Origin of the sequence: Limnobaculum allomyrinae (assembly GCF_016649425.1) — a bacterium.
In the GTDB taxonomy this organism is placed as follows: domain Bacteria; phylum Pseudomonadota; class Gammaproteobacteria; order Enterobacterales; family Enterobacteriaceae; genus Limnobaculum; species Limnobaculum allomyrinae.
Genome location: NZ_JADRCR010000010.1, coordinates 186,773 through 203,624 on the forward strand (window position 1 = coordinate 186,773; position 16,852 = coordinate 203,624).

The window sequence follows — 16,852 nt, forward strand, 5'->3', positions numbered from 1 at the left end:
TGCTGGTGGTTGGATTAGGTGGGTCGACGACGATTTACACTAAAACCACTCCACTGCAAAATATTCCAGCTGGAACCTATACGGATACCGTGACCATCTACTGGTATTCTAAAATGTGTCTGGCTAACCTGTTAGGCGCTTGTGTCAGCCTGTCCCCTCCTGACGAAGGCACCAGCACTATTCAAATAAAACTGATTGTGACTAAAGATTGTCAAATCATTACTACCACCAATATTGATTTTGGCAGCAGCGCTTTTGTCGATCAATTTCCGATAAAAGCAAACAATACAGTAACGCTCACCTGCTCTGCTCAGACCCCCTATAAAACCTATTTCACTAATGGTGATAACTACAGTGCACCCTGGCGACAGATGAAAAGTTCGGGAAATGATTTCCTGCAATACAATATCTATTACCCTGATAATACGACTGTTTGGAACAATTTATCCATGCAGTCCGGTACGGGTAATGGATTGAGTCAAAGTCTGATTTACTCGGCAATCATAAACCCCAGCCAACCAGCGCAGCCCGCTGGTAGTTATAGTGATACCGTCCAGTTTGTCGTGGAATATTAAGGCACAATAAGTTATGTTTCCGATGATTGTTTTTCATACAAGGAAAAATAGAGATGGGTAACCAGCATAACGTCACCAAAGTAGCCGATCTGTGTGATGCCTGTAGCGATCGCGTTCGGGTATTTGCACCACTGTTCACTGACTTTGGTGGAAAAACCGAATTTCACGGCCCCGTAGCTACAGTAAAATGTTTTGAAGATAACTCACTGGTAAAAAGCTTAAGTTTAACCCCCGGTAACGGCAGAATTATGGTGGTTGACGGTGGAGGAAGCGCCCGCTGCGCACTGTTGGGAGATAATCTGGCAACAAATTTAATTAACAACGGCTGGCAGGGTGCGATTATCTACGGCTATATCCGCGATAAAGCAGAACTGGCTCAAATGTCCATTGGCATTAAAGCACTAGGTGCAATCCCGTTACGCTCTGCCCGGAAGTCTGAGGGAACAATCGGAGAGCCCGTCGAGTTCGCTGGACAGGTAATCCAGGAAGGTGATTATATCTATGCTGATGACGACGGCATTATCATTCTCAATCCCGTCTGATGAACGTAATCTGAAAACAACAAAGCCCGGTATTAACCGGGCTTTGTATTAGAATCTGATAATTAGCAATCGCCAATCGGCTTCACAAATGCAACGCCCATATCCCACGGCTGCTCAATCCAGGTATCCTGAGGGATATCAACCACATAATCATCCACCAGCGGCTTGCCGGCCGGTTTGGCAAAAATAGTCACAAAGTGAGCTTTTGGATACATATCGCGAATAGCTTTCGCGGTACTACCGGTATCCACTAAATCATCGATCACAATAAAGCCTTCACCATCGCCTTCAGCACGCTTCAAAATTTTCATTTCGCGCTGATTATCATGGTCATAGCTGGAGATACAAACGGTATCTACATAACGGATGCTTAATTCGCGAGCCAGTAACGCAGCAGGTACTAAACCTCCACGGCTCACCGCAATGATACCTTTCCATTGTTCTTTCGGCAGTAAGCGACGAGCAAGCTTACGGGCTTCAATCTGCAACATATCCCAAGTGACGACGTATTTTTCGCTCATATAAATCGAATCCCAGCCAGTAAATAATGGCTTCTATAATAATCAGGGGGAAAAAAGTTGCAGCAGATTATAAAGAGACGCGCCGATAAAAACCAGCGGTTATATCAGAGAAAAATAAACTAATTGCTCCAAACCCAGATTGTTCTGCTCAACTTAATCGGTTGAAGAAGCCGCCAATATCCGAACAATTTTATCTTCCAATGCCAGTGGTTTTGTCATCGGAGCAAAGCGTTCTACCTTACCTCCCTCACCACTAATCAAAAATTTGGTGAAGTTCCATTTAATCGCCTGATGCCCCAACAACCCCGGAGCCTGTGACTTCAGATATTTAAATAGAGGATGAGCGCCAGAGCCATTGACTTCAATTTTGGCAAACATGGGAAAACTGACACCATAGTTTAGCTGGCAAAAAGCCTCAATATCCTGATTGCTCCCCTTCTCTTGCTGACCAAACTGATTACAGGGAAAACCCAGCACCATCAACCCCTGAGATTTATAACGTTGCCACAATTGTTCCAACTCTTCATATTGCGATGTAAACCCACATTCACTGGCGGTATTTACTACCAGAATAGCTTTCGTCGCAAAATCCCCCATGGTTTTTGTTTCACCATGGATGTTAATCAATGAAATAGAAAATAATTGAGTCGACACTTGGCACTCCAGTGAGTCAGTTGTTTAAAATCTATTATAGTGAATAAATGCCCTTTCAACGGCTCCGAAATCAAACAACTATAGTTTCCGTCTGACAACGGCTAATATTCTACCCTGTTCTCTGTACGCAGTGAGAAAAGAGTAAAATATAGGCAAACAACACGATATATACGCCAAATTCTATGCTTTCAATGTTATTCTGTTGCAGAAGAAATTATAAAAACCATGTTATTGTTACCCTAATCTTATTGATAACAGCATCGGCATTCCTCGCCGTTGACCAGAAGATTGTTACAGGAGACTTATCGTGTCTGATTTAGCTCAACTTTCGCCACAGCATCTATGGCAACACTTCGCAAAAATTTGCTCAATTCCTCATCCATCTAAACATGAAGAAGCCTTAGCGCAATACATTGTTAACTGGGCAAAAGAAAAAAAACTCCACGCTGAACGCGACGCTGTCGGCAATATACTGATCCGTAAACCTGCCACATCAGGTATGGAAAATCGTAAGTCTGTCGTTTTACAGGCTCACCTGGATATGGTTCCACAAAAAAATAACGACACCGAGCACGATTTCGAAAAAGATCCAATTCAAACCTATGTAGATGGCCAATGGTTAAAAGCTCGTGGTACTACGCTGGGCGCCGATAACGGTATTGGTATGGCATCCGCTCTGGCTGTTTTATCCGATGACACCTTAACCCATGGCCCGATTGAAGTTCTGTTAACCATGACTGAAGAGACCGGCATGGATGGCGCTTTCGGCCTACAACCAAACTGGCTACAAAGTGAAATCCTGATTAACACCGACTCTGAAACCGAAGGTGAAATCTATATGGGCTGCGCCGGTGGTGTGGACTGTATTACAAGATTGCCACTTACGCGTGAAGCGGTACCGGCAGGTAACCAACTGTTTAAACTCTCATTAAAAGGGTTAAAGGGTGGCCACTCCGGCGGCGATATTCATCTGGGTTTAGGTAATGCTAACAAGCTGATGGCGCGTTTTCTGGCAACTCATGCCAAAGCGCTGCAAATTCGCCTGCTTTCTTTTAATGGCGGTACCCTGCGTAACGCTATTCCACGAGAAGCCACTGTGGTATTGAGCTTGCCTGCGGCTAATGCCGATGCGCTGAAAAAGGCCGGTGCTGATTATCTGGCACTGCTAAACCACGAGCTGGCTGCCGTTGAAAAGAATATGGCATTGCTGGTTGAGCCAACTGAATGTGGTTTACAGGCTCTGACGTTGGATAGCCAGTCACGTCTGATTGATTTAATTAACGCCAGTCCTAACGGTGTGGTTCGTATGAGTGATTCTGTTAAGGGGGTGGTTGAAACCTCTCTGAACGTTGGTGTGGTGAGCACTGAACAGGATCATGCGCAGGTTCTCTATCTGATTCGTTCATTAATCGACAGCGGTAAAGAGTATGTGGTTGAAGTACTCACCTCTCTGGGTGAATTAGCCGGTGCCGAAGTTAACGCGAAAGGCGGCTACCCTGGCTGGCAACCGGATCCTGCATCCCCGGTTATGAATTTGGTACGCGAGAGCTATAAAAAGCTGTTCGATACCACACCTCATATTATGGTGATCCACGCCGGTCTGGAGTGTGGGCTGTTCAAACGCCCTTACCCTGAAATGGATATGGTTTCTATTGGGCCAACCATCACTGGAGCACACTCACCTGATGAGCAAGTCCATATTGCCAGCGTCGGTCGCTACTGGCAGTTGCTGACTCAGGTATTGAAATCAATTCCTGAACGCAATTAATTTATCTTGATGTAAAAATAACGGCGGATATTCCGCCGTTATTTTTTTGTCTGAATTGAAATAAAGTTTCTCTGCTCGACTGTTTTCATTACATACCTGAACATTACGAAAACAACGCCAGCTGCTTTTCTATCTGGGGATCCACCAACGTCACATGTAAACCAACCAGCCTGACTCCCCGATTCTGACGCCGTTCCTGCCACACCTGTTCAGCTACATTCAGCAAATCGCTTCTGTCCAACCTTTGCCAGACATGCTCCTGAGTGGTTAACTGAAAATCATTAAACTTCAGCTTTACCCCCTGACGGGCAATACGTAAATCTGGCCTGACATTACTTAAGCGACGTTCCAGCTCCGGATACAGACGTTCGATAACGCTCAGGCAACTTTGCCAGTCATGAATATCTTCCGATAAGGTCGTTTCTACACCAATAGATTTACGCTGGCGATCGCTGCACACTTCCCGATGATCGATGCCATTACAACGTTCATGCAAGATGCGACCAAATTTACCAAATCGATTGAGTAAGGTGGCTAAATCAAAATCCTGAACATCTTTGCAGGTATGTAAACCTAAATCCGCCAGCTTTTTCCCGGTTACAGCGCCTACACCAGAGATTTTGGTTAAAGGCAACGTTGATAAGAACTCCCCTATACGCTCAGGTGCAATCACAAACTGACCGTTAGGTTTATTAATATCTGATGCTATTTTTGCCAAAAACTTGATAGATGCCACCCCGGCAGATGCTGTCAGTTTCAACTCCTGATGAATTGCTGCTCGAATGTCCTGAGCAATTAAAGTGGCAGAACCGTTAAACATTGGACAATCCGTAACATCCAAATAGGCTTCATCCAGTGAAAGGGGTTCAATAATGGAAGTATAACGCTGAAATATACGCTGAATTTGTCTGGAAATATCTTTATATACCTCCATGCGTCCTGGTAAAACCTTAAGATGAGGACACAACTTCAGTGCCTGAGCAACCGGCATAGCGCTATGAACACCATAGCGACGGGCGATATAGTTAGCCGTGCTGATAACTCCACGCTGCTCTCTACGGCCACCAACAGCCATAGGGATATTCACCAGCGAAGGATCGTCCCGCATTTCTACGGCTGCATAAAAGCAATCCATATCAATATGTATGATTTTACGCACGTCATACTCCCACCACAAAACACTGTATAAATATACAGAATACAACATTAACCCTCAAGCAAAATGAGCTTTGGAGAATCAAGGAGTTATTATTTTCTGCTTAAATGTCTCAGAATAGTGCTCAGTAAAACCCGAATCTGATTGGGTTATAATCATCACCGGCAATTGCTGCTGATTTGCCAGTTCCAGGCCTTTTTCCAATCCCAATACGCCAATAGCCGTTGAAAATCCATCTGCGGTCATACAGGACGGGCTTAGTACCGTTACAGAAACTATCTCATTGGAAACTGGCCAGCCAGTTCGTGGATCTATCGTATGGGAATAGCGGACACCATTAACTTCAAAGTAATTGCGGTAATTTCCAGAGGTCGCAACGGACATATCACCCGGAGCAATGACTTCCTGTACCTTTTGTTCAATGCCGGCTGTTGGCTTCTCAATGGCAATACGCCAGAGCTGTTGGCGATCGTTTCGCCCTTTGGTTCTCACCTCTCCGCCAATATCTACCAGATAATTGTTAATTCCCACTGATTCCAAATATTCCGCCACAACATCCACACCATAGCCTTTCGCAATCGCAGAAAGATCGAGATAAAGCTCAGGGATCTGCTTGATCAAACCATCATTTTCAACTTTCAGCTTATCCATGCCTACCCAAGCCTTGCGCTGTTGTAGCTCGACATTTGAAGGTAGCTGATCTTTGTGTTCTTCAGGGCCGAACCCCCAAAGGTTTACCAAAGGTCCAACACTAATATCCAAAGCGCCCTGAGTGAGTTGATTGATCCGAACCGCTTCATTAATGACCTTTAGCGTTGCCGCTGAAACAGGGAAAACCTCATCAATATTACGATATTGATTAAATCGGCTTAATTCAGATTGTGGCCGATAGGTGGACATCTGATTATTGACATTTTCTAATAGCACATCGATTTGTTTTTGTAATTCAGCACGTTCGGGGGCCTTTGAGTGTTCAATATATTTTATTGAATAATACGTCCCCATCGTTTTGCCATTAATAGCAGACTGTTGAGGTTCACATCCTGAAATATAAAACACCGTTATAAAAACCAATAATCGCATCAATAGATTAGAGAGAATATTCAAGAAACCCACCTCAATATACATATTATTAAAAACAAAAAGTCACACATTGTTATATAAAAATATTATTTATTCCGTCTTATCCCTATTACACTACCCGAAAATAAATTGGTTAAAATAACATCAGTTTATATTTTATTAACAGGTAAGTTTATATAATTAACAACAGGGACACAAATGAGCAAATTTTTATTTCTGCTCAGCGTATTGTTATTGTCATCAGTATCCTTTTATTCCACAGCAGAATCGCAGGTAATACCGGTAACTAAGCAATCCATCGCTTCATCAGAAAAACAAAGACTATTAGGCCTTCCGGTATATATACGCATTATTAAGGAAGAACATAAACTTGAGCTATTTGTTAAATCAAAAAATAGCTATCAACACATTAGGACTTATTTAATCTGCAGCTATTCAGGAGGATTAGGCCCTAAAAAACGTCAGGGGGATTATAAAAGTCCGGAAGGATTCTATCAAATAACAGCCAACAGTTTGAATCCAAATAGTAAATATTACCGTGCATTTAATATTGGTTACCCTAACCAATATGACAGAGCTCATGGTTTTACTGGCAACTATCTCATGATACATGGTGCCTGTGTTTCAGCTGGTTGTTATGCCATGACTGACGAGCAGATTGCCGAAATTTATCAATTTGTCGAAGCGGCAATGAAAAATGGTCAACAGCAGGTGAGTATTAATATTTTCCCGTTCCGTATGACTACCGAAAATATGCGTCGTCATCAGGGTTCTGAGTATCAGGACTTCTGGCAACAGTTAAAAGCGGGTTATGACTATTTTGAAGCGACTCATCAACCCCCAAATATTTCTGTTGTGGATGGTCGTTATGCACTGACCGGCCCCGCTCTACCAGAAACTCAGCATATGTATGCCAATAATATCCCTAAAAATAATGAGGAGTTTATTGGTAAATTTAGCTATCGCTAAATATCAGGAAAATACGCATAAGCGGTCAGATAAAACCTTACCTTTCTGACCGTTTAGTTTTTCTAATAATTATAATAATATCATATTATTACAAGATTATTTACGGTACTGACAACCCTTACAAAAATACGTATTTTGCGGTATCACACAAAATGCTCATTCACCATAAAAATAATTATTCTTTTTTTATTATCTGACTTACACTACTCGCCAGAAAATAGACTATAAATACAACAAGATTATATTAATTAGCCACGGATATATGTTTTTAACCACGGGAAGAAAAATGAGCAAATCTCTATTCATGCTCAGCGTATTGCTACTGTCGCCAGTGTCGTTCTATTCAAATGCGCAGTCCGTTCAGCCGCTGACTGAACAACAATCTACTATGCAACCAGAAAAACAGCGGTTACTGGGCTTACCAGTCTATGTTCGCATCATAAAAGAAGATAAAGTTCTGGAGCTGTTTGTTAAAAATCAGGGTGCTTATCAATTAGTACAAACCTACCCTATTTGTAACTATTCTGGCGACCTTGGGCCTAAACGCTATCAAGGTGACTTCAAAAGCCCTGAAGGCTTTTATCAGGTAACAATGCAAAGCCTGAACCCAAACAGTAAATTCTACCGATCATTCAACCTTGGTTATCCTAATCAATACGATCAGGAGCACGGATTTACCGGTAAGCATCTGATGGTGCATGGTGACTGTGTATCTACTGGTTGCTATGCCATGAATAACCAACAGATTTCTGAGATTTATCAATTTATTGAATATGCACTAATCAACGGACAACCTCAGGTGGAAGTTAATATCTTCCCATTCCGTATGACTAACGATAAATTGAATAGCTACAGTCACTCTGTACATTATGAGTTCTGGCAACAGTTAAAAGCGGGTTATGACTTTTTTGAAAAAACTCATCAGCCGCCAAATATGATTGTCAGCAATGGGCGTTATAATCTTGCTCCGCAAGGGTTATTAGCCAACAACCCGCCAAAAACTAATCCTGCGAATCCTTTCGCAGCTCGTTAAGAGCAATTAAATAATACGTTCACCAAAATGAAACAGGGCAAATTCTCCTTCAGGGATTTTTTGCCACTGTTCATTTCCGGTTAATGGCTGAGTCGCAATCAGAGTAACAATATCATTCGGTGTGGTTTCACGCTGAAAATCGATCTCCACATCTTCATCTAATAATGTTGCTTTACCAAAAGGTGCCCGCCGCGTTAACCAGTACAGATTGGTTGAACAATAAGCCATGACATAATGACCATCAGAAAGCAGCATGTTAAACACGCCCTTCTTCCTTAATTGGTCAGCACAAGAGGCAATAAAACGAAATACTGCAGGCCAGTTAGATGGACGACGTGGATAACGCTGTTTAAGCTGCTGTAGAAGCCAGCAGAAGGCATATTCACTGTCAGTTTCACCAATTGGTTGGAAGAATGGCATTTTCAGGCTTCGATAACCTTTCAACTGACCATTATGGGCAAAAGTCCAATTGCGCCCCCAAAGTTCGCGGGTAAATGGATGGGTATTTTCCAACGCTACCGCTCCCCGATTGGCCTGGCGAATATGGGAAATTACCGCACATGACTTAATCGGGTACTCTTGCACTAATTTAGCAATCGGTGAGTTATAGCTAGGTTGCGGATCGCGAAACGTTCGACACCCTTTTCCTTCATAGAAGGTAATACCCCAGCCATCTTTATGTGGGCCTGTACGACCACCACGCTGTATCAGCCCGGTAAAGCTGAAACAGATATCGGTCGGCACATTGGCACTCATTCCAAGTAATTCACACATACCGACCTCTCATCAACACAAACTCTTACCTGAGTAAGCTATTTTGCCATCTCTTTTTCAACTAACAGCATCAGGATATGGATAACTTTAATATGCACTTCTTGAATACGGTCCGCATAGCCAAAATGTGGAACCCGAATCTCGACGTCTGCCAGACCATCCATTTTGCCGCCATCTTTTCCCGTCAACACGATAACTTTCATGCCTTTTTCACGAGCAGCATCAATGGCTCTTAATATATTGGCTGAATTACCCGAGGTAGATAAACCAAACAGTACGTCTCCTTCACGCCCAACCGCTTCCAGATAACGGGAAAATACATAGTCATAACCAAAATCATTACTAACGCAGGAAATATGGCTGGGATCGGAAATAGCAATAGCAGGATATCCAGGACGGTTTTCACGATAACGCCCGGTTAACTCCTCTGCAAAATGCATAGCGTCACAATGAGAACCACCGTTACCACAAGAAAGCACCTTACCACCGGCTTTAAATGAATCGGCCAGCAATAAAGCTGCACGCTGTACAGATTCAATATTCGCGTCGTCGCTGAGGAACTTTTGTAATACCTGAGCCGCTTCATTCAGTTCGCTGCGGATTAATTCCTGATACATGAAAACCTCTTTGTAGATAAAGTGTAGTGAATCAGTTTCGATCAGTGTAACGGATAGCAATTGCAGCGAGAAGTGCAATAAGCGCTATCTTCCATTCAATTAGCCTATTTAGTGTTCATTCAGGAATGATTCAAGCTATACATCCGTGCTAATTGCTGGCGGTTCTCAGTCCAGATGATTGGCAATAGCAAAACCGATGAGAAAGCTCCGGCAATCATTGCCAGTATCCATAACGTGGTACACAGGCTACGAAGATTATGAGACCAGTCAACACGGTAACTGAATATCATCAATATGCTGGTAAACAGTGCAACAATAACACTGCCAACATAAAATAGATTCACCGATTCCTCAGCGGCGCCCATTGCTCCGGATACAACCACCAGATAAGCTGCAATACAGATAAAACTCAACCAATAGTTTGGTTTTTCCCGTCCCAGTTGAAACTGTTCAGCCATCTTCATTAAGACCGGACGGTACTCTCCGGCGGAAAATGGGTCAATCCATCCAAAACGGCCGCCCTGAGAATAGAGCACCTTTTTCCCACGTTTGATAACTACAGAGGAGGCCGAACTCTGTGCCACTTCGCTTCCCCCCTTTTTCCAGACTAATTCAATATCAGGAATATGTTCAGACAAAGCCTGAAAAAAACGGGTAATAAACTCAGCATCAAATCGTTTTTTAAATAGTAACTTTAAGAACCACATAAATTCCTTCAAATCTGGCAGCAGGCTATCAGCTTAATTTACAGGAAGACGATGGGGAATAGAAACTACTGTATAAACAGAATGTAGTAAGAAACAAAAACTACAGACGAAAAAAATCCCCTGAGTGTTTAACTCAAGGGATTGAAATTAGTGGCGGAACGGACGGGACTCGAACCCGCGACCCCCTGCGTGACAGGCAGGTATTCTAACCAACTGAACTACCGCTCCACATAGCTTTCATCAGAAAGCGGAGTGATAGTAAGGTTCCCGGTGTCGGGAGTCAATGAATTTTTGCTAAAACAGATTCAACTGCACATTAATTCAACGAAGTGCTTAAAAATGATTAATTTACCGTCTCTCCATCCGCGGCGGGACGCCAAAGGCAACAGCCGCCTTTTTTACTAATCAGATCTAAGCGAGACTCATGAGCCTCAATTTCTGCTTCATTCGCATAAATCACTTTTAGTGCACTTTCAGCTCGTACAATGCGTTGAATTTCAGCACCACGTGTCTGTGCCTGATTCTCACCTTCCAAAGAGAATGACAGCGAAGTCTGCCCACCGGTCATAGTCAGATAGACTTCTGCCAGTATCTCGGCATCCAGTAAAGCGCCGTGCAGCGTTCTGCGACTATTATCTATATCCAGACGACTACAGAGAGCATCCAGGCTATTTCGTTTACCCGGAAACATCTTACGGGCCATCATCAGTGAGTCAGTAACCGTGCAAAATGACTCTACTTTGGGATAATCGCTGCGCAACATGCGGAACTCATGGTCCATAAAGCCAACGTCGAACGATGCGTTATGGATTACCAGCTCTGCGCCATTGATAAAATTAAAGAAATCATCAGCAATTTCAGCAAAGGTAGGTTTATCTGCCAGAAATTCATCGCTGATACCGTGAACGCCATAGGCTTCTGGATCCACCAAACGGTCTGGTTTGATGTACACATGAAAATGTCTACCGGTCAAACGACGATTGATCACTTCAACCGCACCAATCTCAATAATTCGGTGACCTTCATAGTGAACACCGACCATGTTCATACCGGTGGTTTCGGTATCAAGAACAATCTGTCGTGTAATTTCAGTGCTTATTGATTCCATTTTGTGTCAGACTTACCGTTTTAAACTTTAATGATGAGTCTACCAGATATGCTTAAACAGGTAGAGATATTCACCGATGGCTCTTGTCTGGGAAATCCAGGACCAGGAGGCTATGGTGCTATTTTACGCTATAAACAGCATGAGAAAACCCTCAGCGCCGGATATTTCCTTACCACTAATAATCGTATGGAGCTGTTAGCGGCAATTACCGCGTTAGAATCTCTGACAACCTCATGCCAGGTTTCCCTCAGTACCGATAGTCAGTATGTGCGACAAGGGATCATGAGCTGGATCCATAACTGGAAAAAACGTGGCTGGAAAACCGCTGATAAAAAACCAGTCAAAAATGTCGACTTATGGCAACGCCTCGATCAGGCTATTATTCGACATAATGTCGAATGGCACTGGGTTAAAGGTCATGCAGGACATGAAGAAAACGAGCGTTGTGACCAACTGGCGCGTGCCGCAGCAGAACACCCTACTTTAACCGATGAGGGCTACACTCCTGATAATAAATAATAGTTAATCACTATTATGCATGTTTTTAGTCGCCCCTACAGCTCCGGACCTGACACGGAACCGCTTTTTAAAAGCAGAAAGCGGATTTAGGGTTAACGGAATCGTTCGCTTACGGGCAACTATCAGAGTCTGGCAGCCAAAAGCCGGAATATGTGAACTAAAAAAACCGCCACAAGGGCCATTCCAGGGTATATTCTGAAAACTTACGTGATATAGCACTTCATAGTTAAGCAGACTCAGCCAGTCGATCATTCGCATTCTGGTAAACATTCTGCTGGTATAAGGATGTTTTTTTCTTATCAGCGGAATCAGTTTACCTACACCAACCAGACTAAAAGGATTAAATCCGCTCACAATCAGCCAACCATCATCAACTAAGACTCTGTCAACCTCACGTAAAATACGGTGAGGATCTTCTGAATAGGCTAAAGTATCCGCCAGCAGACAAGCATCCAATGATTTATCTAAGAACGGAAGATCCAGACTATCGGCGTATACCTGAATATTATTACCTGACTCCGAAGCGTTAACATGGTGTGCAATTTGACATTTGCTGGTATCAATTTCAGCGCTAAGGTTACCCAACTTCAACAAATGAAGACCAAATAATTTTGGCCACCAGAGATCCAACTGTTGTTCCAGAGCGTGGCGATAACTATTACCATAAGATAACTCATTCCAAGATGCTGGCGATGTTACAATCTTCTCTATTCGGGCAGCTCTCATGAAGTATTATCTCTTTTATAATATGACTTTAATCATCAGGGGACCATTATGCATCTTATCAGTATTCCCGCCTTCCAGGACAATTACATTTGGTTGTTAACGACCAAAGAACAAACAGGCATTATAGTCGACCCGGGTGAAGCGTTACCGGTTATCCAACAGTTAGAGCAAAGACAAATAACACCCATTGCAATACTTCTGACTCATCATCACAATGACCATACTGGCGGTGTCGCTGAGTTAATTAGACAGTACCCTGAGCTGAAAGTTTATGGGCCACAAGAAACTCAGAGCAAAGGGGCACAGTTTATTGTCAGCGAAGGCGATAATATCGATATTAACGGTATTTGCTTCGATGTTATTGATGTTCCTGGCCATACTGCGGGTCATATAGCATTCTATTGCGCCCCTTATCTGTTTTGCGGCGACACACTCTTTTCCGCTGGATGCGGGCGAATTTTTGAAGGAACCCCAGAACAGATGTATCAATCGATACAGAAATTAGCCGCTCTGCCTGACAGCACAAAAGTGTGCTGCGCTCACGAATATACAATCTCAAATCTACGTTTTGCAAACTACGTATTACCAGAAAATATCGAAATTGAAACATATTTGAAACAAATAGTCGATATAAGGTCAAAAGACCAGCCTTCTGTACCAACAGAGCTTAAAACTGAAAGAACAATCAACCTATTTCTTAAATGTCATCAACTTGATTTAAAAAGAAAGTTAGGCATGGATGATCCAACTATACAACCTTGGCAAGTTTTTAAGCGATTAAGAGAGATGAAAGACAATTATTAACGCTTTTGATTGAGTTATTTGGTCAGCCAAAGTATTATCGGTCGACTTTTAATCAACGATGATAATTGATATACATGAAGGCAAAAGCGATCTTATTTGCTTCTGTATTGCTTGTCGGTTGTCAGGCATCCAATAAGGATGTCTCCGAGTCGGCAAGCAATCAGAATCCTCCTTCAGCCAATAGCCTCGCTGTAGCAGGAGATCTCGACTGGCTAATGGGCCCTGATGGTCAAACAGAAAGAGAGCTATGGCAAGTCGTCAGTGAAGGGCTGGAAATGAGTATTCCGGATAACGAGCGTATCCGTGAACAAAAAGAGTATTACCTCAATAATAAGAACTATCTACAAAATGTAACATTGCGGGCTGAACCGTATATGTACTGGATCATCAGTCAAATTAAAGAACGTCATTTGCCGATGGAGCTGGTGCTATTACCTATTGTAGAAAGTGCTTTTAATCCCCATGCCACTTCATCAGCAAGTGCTGCTGGTATATGGCAATTTATTCCGACTACTGGTCGTTACTATGGTCTGAAGCAAGATAAATGGTATGACGGACGTCGTGACGTTGCAGAATCCACTACTGCTGCACTGGATATGCTGGAACGTCTGAATATTATGTTTGAAGGTGACTGGCTACAGGCTATTGCTGCATATAACTGTGGTGAAGGCCGGGTCATGCGTGCCATTAAGGAAAATGAGGCAAAAGGATTACCTACCGACTATTGGTCGCTGAATTTACCTCGTGAAACCCAGCTCTACGTGCCTAAGTTGCTTGCACTGAGTGATATGGTTAAACATAACGAACGCTATGCTCTGTCGCTGCCAAGCAGTAATTTAGACCGTGCCCTAACCCGCGTTGAAGTTGGCCAGCAAATTGAATTGGCTCAGGCGGCTAAAATGTCAGGCGTGCCATTGACTAAGCTGCAAACATATAACGCAGGTTACAAACACAATGTCACCTCACCTGATGGCCCTCATGCCATTATGCTACCTGCTTCTAATGCTAAACAGCTTGAAGAGTCACTAAGTAATGGTGATATTAATCTGGTTAACTGGGGTGAGCATAAAGTCGTTAATGGTGAAACCATTGAGGTATTAGCGAGACGTTACGGTATTACCGCAGATTCTATCCGTCAGGCAAACAACCTGACTGCTCAAGTGAGCGCTGGTCAGGTAATTACCTTACCTATTTCCAGCGAGTATATTAGCCAGATTGCTACTCAGCAAACGCAAATCGCAAGCAACAATAGCAGATCTGCGTCAAAGGTTAAGTATACCGTACGAGCAGGAGACACCCTGTCTTCCATTGCTAAACGCCATAACGTTAAATCCAGTGATATTCAGAGCTGGAATAAACTGGGTAAAAATAACAAGCTGAAACCAGGTCAGTCATTACAACTGGCCAGTAACGCTACGAGTACCAGATCTGGCAGCGCTAAAAATAGTAGTGCTAAAATCAGCAAAAATAGTAACAGCAGTATCACCTATCGCATCCGCAAAGGTGATTCGTTAGCCAGTATAGCTAAACGTCATAATGTGAATATTAATGATGTGTTGAAGTGGAATAGCAAAGTAACCGCTAGCCGACTTCAGCCTGGCAGTACATTAACACTGTATAAGCGTTAATATCGCCTCTCCACGCTAACCTGTTATGGGTTAGCGTGGAATCTTACCAAAAGCGGATTATGATCCGATGCCTGCGTTACCAATACCGAAGCCTCCTCCACCTGTAATCCCCGATAGAAGATAAAATCCAGTGGACGACCAAATGCTTTCTTCCGCCAGTCGTGAGAAAAACGCACTTCTTGTAATCCTGTCAATGTAGAGAACCGATACAGAGAATGCAGGCGCTGGCGACTCCAGGCGTTAAAGTCACCGGCTAATATTACCGGACCTTTATGTTGTAGGATCTGTTCTCCTATAGGTTTCAATTGTTGTTGGTAAATATCAACGCCAATACTGAAATTAACAGCGTGAATATTAGCCACCATCAATTGTCGTCCATCATCCAGTGGATATACTGTTACCAGAGCCGATTTGGACAGACGCAATAAAGGTTCCCTTTCCCGCAATGGACAACAATAGATAGGGTTAGCTGAAGCAAGCGTCATAACGCCTGAGGAGTACTGCGGCATAACAATGGCAGGTACCTGATCTGCTGCTAAATAATTAGAAGTAGCAAAATTGATTAACTCTGGCGTTGTCTGCGCTTCTTGTAATAAAACCAACTGACTTTCCAGACCATGTTTTTTAAGCACATTCAGCCAGTTTGCCCGCTGTTGCTTGAAGATATTCCACACCATAACGCTTAGCGCACCGTTCGTTGGCAACGCCTGTAATGGCGCTATGGTTTGGCTTAGCTCACCGATAATTCCTGGAAAAATACGTTCTGCAGGCGAGCCGGCTGAATACCTCATCGCAAAATTCTTTTTTCGCACAGTTTAAGCCTATGGTTAAAAATGCAGTTCCTGCAGTGACAAAATCGAATTTACATCTCAATAAAACGGATGCTTTAGATTGTTATAGGGATTAAGAGGCAGAAACTCAATGGTAAACAGAGAATAAAAACGTAAAGATTAGTCATGATGCTAATCATATCACGCTAAATAAATTTATTGGGGATAAATAACCATAGCAAAAAGGCCTGCATAAGCAGGCCTTTTTATATTTAAGTGGCGGAACGGACGGGACTCGAACCCGCGACCCCCTGCGTGACAGGCAGGTATTCTAACCAACTGAACTACCGCTCCACCGATTCTGTTTCCCTACCAGAACTTATTCTGATTCTGATAGTTACTAATTTAAAGCCTGGCAGTTTATGAATGACTCCGTCATTCCCCCTTCGGGTCAACGCTGTGCGTTGCTCAAACCCGCTTCGCGAGTTTGTCCTACTCTCTTTCGAGTAGAGAACTGCCCTACTATCACTGCTAACATCAAATTTAAAGCCTGGCAGTTCCCTACTCTCGCATGGGGAAGCCCCACACTACCATCGGCGCTACGGCGTTTCACTTCTGAGTTCGGCATGGGGTCAGGTGGGACCACCGCGCTATCGCCGCCAGGCATATTCTGTACATGAACCGTTGTATACCAATATCGATATCGCTATCCCACACAACCATCCATTTCAATCCTGAACATTCGCTGAAATCTGACTTCTTTCTCTCAATCCGTCAAAACACCTTCGGTGTTGTAAGGTTAAGTCTCACGGTTCATTAGTATCGGTTAGCTCAACGTATCGCTACGCTTACACACCCGACCTATCAACGTCATAGTCTTTAACGTTCCTTCAGTGGA

General features: G+C 43.2%; 18 protein-coding genes, 2 tRNA genes and 2 rRNA genes. 8 read left to right on the plus strand and 14 right to left on the minus strand.

Annotated elements, in window-relative coordinates; genetic code table 11:
• Positions 1–5 precede the first annotated feature (5 nt).
• Together I2494_RS17280 and rraA are read left to right on the plus strand one after the other, a co-directional pair.
• The gene (locus I2494_RS17280; RefSeq protein WP_218467959.1) at positions 6–575 is read left to right on the plus strand and encodes a Csu type fimbrial protein; all 570 of its coding nucleotides are present in this window, start codon (positions 6–8) and stop codon (positions 573–575) included.
• Positions 576–628: 53 nt separating this feature from the next.
• Positions 629–1,117: a ribonuclease E activity regulator RraA gene (gene rraA, locus I2494_RS17285; protein ID WP_218467958.1), complete on the plus strand. Its 489-nt coding sequence runs from the start codon at positions 629–631 to the stop codon at positions 1,115–1,117.
• 62 nt (positions 1,118–1,179) lie between these two features.
• On the opposite strand, the gene gpt is transcribed toward rraA, so the two are convergent.
• Together gpt and I2494_RS17295 are read right to left on the minus strand one after the other, a co-directional pair.
• Complete coding sequence (gene gpt / locus I2494_RS17290) at positions 1,180–1,638, minus strand: xanthine phosphoribosyltransferase (protein WP_108901759.1); 459 nt, start codon at positions 1,636–1,638, stop codon at positions 1,180–1,182.
• A gap of 153 nt (positions 1,639–1,791) precedes the next feature.
• Positions 1,792–2,292, minus strand: coding sequence for a glutathione peroxidase (locus I2494_RS17295; RefSeq protein WP_218467957.1), 501 nt, complete (start codon positions 2,290–2,292; stop codon positions 1,792–1,794).
• A gap of 307 nt (positions 2,293–2,599) precedes the next feature.
• On the opposite strand from I2494_RS17295, the gene I2494_RS17300 reads away from it, so the two are divergent.
• Positions 2,600–4,060: an aminoacyl-histidine dipeptidase gene (locus tag I2494_RS17300; RefSeq protein ID WP_218467956.1), complete on the plus strand. Its 1,461-nt coding sequence runs from the start codon at positions 2,600–2,602 to the stop codon at positions 4,058–4,060.
• 103 nt (positions 4,061–4,163) lie between these two features.
• Here I2494_RS17300 and dinB read toward each other — a convergent pair whose 3' ends face one another.
• The gene (gene dinB / locus I2494_RS17305) at positions 4,164–5,219 is read right to left on the minus strand and encodes a DNA polymerase IV (RefSeq protein ID WP_218467955.1); all 1,056 of its coding nucleotides are present in this window, start codon (positions 5,217–5,219) and stop codon (positions 4,164–4,166) included.
• 78 nt (positions 5,220–5,297) lie between these two features.
• Positions 5,298–6,299 (minus strand): FAD:protein FMN transferase, encoded by a 1,002-nt coding sequence (locus I2494_RS17310; RefSeq protein WP_218468088.1) that lies wholly within the window; start codon positions 6,297–6,299, stop codon positions 5,298–5,300.
• A 198-nt stretch (positions 6,300–6,497) separates the two neighbouring features.
• Here I2494_RS17310 and I2494_RS17315 point away from each other — a divergent pair, with 198 nt between their 5' ends.
• Positions 6,498–7,268 (plus strand): L,D-transpeptidase family protein, encoded by a 771-nt coding sequence (locus tag I2494_RS17315; RefSeq protein WP_218467954.1) that lies wholly within the window; start codon positions 6,498–6,500, stop codon positions 7,266–7,268.
• A gap of 286 nt (positions 7,269–7,554) precedes the next feature.
• Complete coding sequence (locus tag I2494_RS17320) at positions 7,555–8,301, plus strand: L,D-transpeptidase family protein (RefSeq protein WP_218467953.1); 747 nt, start codon at positions 7,555–7,557, stop codon at positions 8,299–8,301.
• Positions 8,302–8,307: 6 nt separating this feature from the next.
• On the opposite strand, the gene I2494_RS17325 is transcribed toward I2494_RS17320, so the two are convergent.
• The 5 genes from I2494_RS17325 to dnaQ all read right to left on the minus strand — a co-directional run bounded on the left by I2494_RS17325 (position 8,308) and on the right by dnaQ (position 11,498).
• Positions 8,308–9,075, minus strand: a complete 768-nt coding sequence (locus I2494_RS17325; RefSeq protein WP_218467952.1) for a class II glutamine amidotransferase — start codon at positions 9,073–9,075, stop codon at positions 8,308–8,310.
• Positions 9,076–9,113: 38 nt separating this feature from the next.
• Entirely contained in the window at positions 9,114–9,692 is a 579-nt protein-coding gene (gene lpcA / locus I2494_RS17330; RefSeq protein WP_218467951.1) for a D-sedoheptulose 7-phosphate isomerase, read from the minus strand.
• A gap of 119 nt (positions 9,693–9,811) precedes the next feature.
• A complete protein-coding gene (locus tag I2494_RS17335) occupies positions 9,812–10,399 on the minus strand; it encodes a hypothetical protein (RefSeq protein ID WP_218467950.1) in 588 nt (195 codons plus the stop codon).
• Positions 10,400–10,550: 151 nt separating this feature from the next.
• A tRNA-Asp gene (locus I2494_RS17340) sits at positions 10,551–10,627 on the minus strand.
• A 115-nt stretch (positions 10,628–10,742) separates the two neighbouring features.
• Positions 10,743–11,498 carry a DNA polymerase III subunit epsilon gene (gene dnaQ / locus I2494_RS17345; RefSeq protein ID WP_218468087.1) on the minus strand — a complete coding sequence of 252 codons (756 nt, stop codon included), beginning with the start codon at positions 11,496–11,498 and terminating at the stop codon, positions 10,743–10,745.
• A 57-nt stretch (positions 11,499–11,555) separates the two neighbouring features.
• Between dnaQ and rnhA the strand changes: the two genes are divergently transcribed.
• Positions 11,556–12,026, plus strand: coding sequence for a ribonuclease HI (gene rnhA, locus I2494_RS17350; protein WP_218467949.1), 471 nt, complete (start codon positions 11,556–11,558; stop codon positions 12,024–12,026).
• A gap of 3 nt (positions 12,027–12,029) precedes the next feature.
• Here the strand turns inward: rnhA and I2494_RS17355 are convergent, their stop codons facing one another.
• Positions 12,030–12,752: a class I SAM-dependent methyltransferase gene (locus tag I2494_RS17355; protein ID WP_218467948.1), complete on the minus strand. Its 723-nt coding sequence runs from the start codon at positions 12,750–12,752 to the stop codon at positions 12,030–12,032.
• A 48-nt stretch (positions 12,753–12,800) separates the two neighbouring features.
• Here I2494_RS17355 and gloB point away from each other — a divergent pair, with 48 nt between their 5' ends.
• Both gloB and mltD read left to right on the plus strand, forming a co-directional pair.
• Positions 12,801–13,556 carry a hydroxyacylglutathione hydrolase gene (gene gloB / locus I2494_RS17360; RefSeq protein WP_218467947.1) on the plus strand — a complete coding sequence of 252 codons (756 nt, stop codon included), beginning with the start codon at positions 12,801–12,803 and terminating at the stop codon, positions 13,554–13,556.
• Between the two features lie 74 nt (positions 13,557–13,630).
• Complete coding sequence (mltD, locus tag I2494_RS17365; RefSeq protein ID WP_218467946.1) at positions 13,631–15,184, plus strand: murein transglycosylase D; 1,554 nt, start codon at positions 13,631–13,633, stop codon at positions 15,182–15,184.
• Positions 15,185–15,207: 23 nt separating this feature from the next.
• Here the strand turns inward: mltD and I2494_RS17370 are convergent, their stop codons facing one another.
• The 4 genes from I2494_RS17370 to I2494_RS17385 all read right to left on the minus strand — a co-directional run.
• Positions 15,208–15,996 (minus strand): endonuclease/exonuclease/phosphatase family protein, encoded by a 789-nt coding sequence (locus I2494_RS17370; protein WP_218467945.1) that lies wholly within the window; start codon positions 15,994–15,996, stop codon positions 15,208–15,210.
• 235 nt (positions 15,997–16,231) lie between these two features.
• Positions 16,232–16,308 (minus strand) — tRNA-Asp (locus I2494_RS17375).
• A 194-nt stretch (positions 16,309–16,502) separates the two neighbouring features.
• A 5S ribosomal RNA gene (gene rrf / locus I2494_RS17380) occupies positions 16,503–16,618 on the minus strand.
• A gap of 131 nt (positions 16,619–16,749) precedes the next feature.
• Positions 16,750–16,852: ribosomal RNA gene (locus I2494_RS17385) — 23S ribosomal RNA — on the minus strand; the annotation flags it as partial.

Bases quoted from the DNA above. Each gene is read 5' to 3' on its own strand.
- lpcA (WP_218467951.1), bottom strand. From the start codon at position 9,692: ATGTATCAGGAATTAATCCGCAGCGAACTGAATGAAGCGGCTCAGGTA.
- gpt (WP_108901759.1), bottom strand. From the start codon at position 1,638: ATGAGCGAAAAATACGTCGTCACTTGGGATATGTTGCAGATTGAAGCC.
- I2494_RS17320 (WP_218467953.1), top strand. From the start codon at position 7,555: ATGAGCAAATCTCTATTCATGCTCAGCGTATTGCTACTGTCGCCAGTG.
- gloB (WP_218467947.1), top strand. From the start codon at position 12,801: ATGCATCTTATCAGTATTCCCGCCTTCCAGGACAATTACATTTGGTTG.
- I2494_RS17325 (WP_218467952.1), bottom strand. From the start codon at position 9,075: ATGTGTGAATTACTTGGAATGAGTGCCAATGTGCCGACCGATATCTGT.
- I2494_RS17355 (WP_218467948.1), bottom strand. From the start codon at position 12,752: ATGAGAGCTGCCCGAATAGAGAAGATTGTAACATCGCCAGCATCTTGG.
- I2494_RS17310 (WP_218468088.1), bottom strand. From the start codon at position 6,299: ATGCGATTATTGGTTTTTATAACGGTGTTTTATATTTCAGGATGTGAA.
- I2494_RS17335 (WP_218467950.1), bottom strand. From the start codon at position 10,399: ATGTGGTTCTTAAAGTTACTATTTAAAAAACGATTTGATGCTGAGTTT.
- rraA (WP_218467958.1), top strand. From the start codon at position 629: ATGGGTAACCAGCATAACGTCACCAAAGTAGCCGATCTGTGTGATGCC.
- rnhA (WP_218467949.1), top strand. From the start codon at position 11,556: ATGCTTAAACAGGTAGAGATATTCACCGATGGCTCTTGTCTGGGAAAT.
- mltD (WP_218467946.1), top strand. From the start codon at position 13,631: ATGAAGGCAAAAGCGATCTTATTTGCTTCTGTATTGCTTGTCGGTTGT.
- I2494_RS17315 (WP_218467954.1), top strand. From the start codon at position 6,498: ATGAGCAAATTTTTATTTCTGCTCAGCGTATTGTTATTGTCATCAGTA.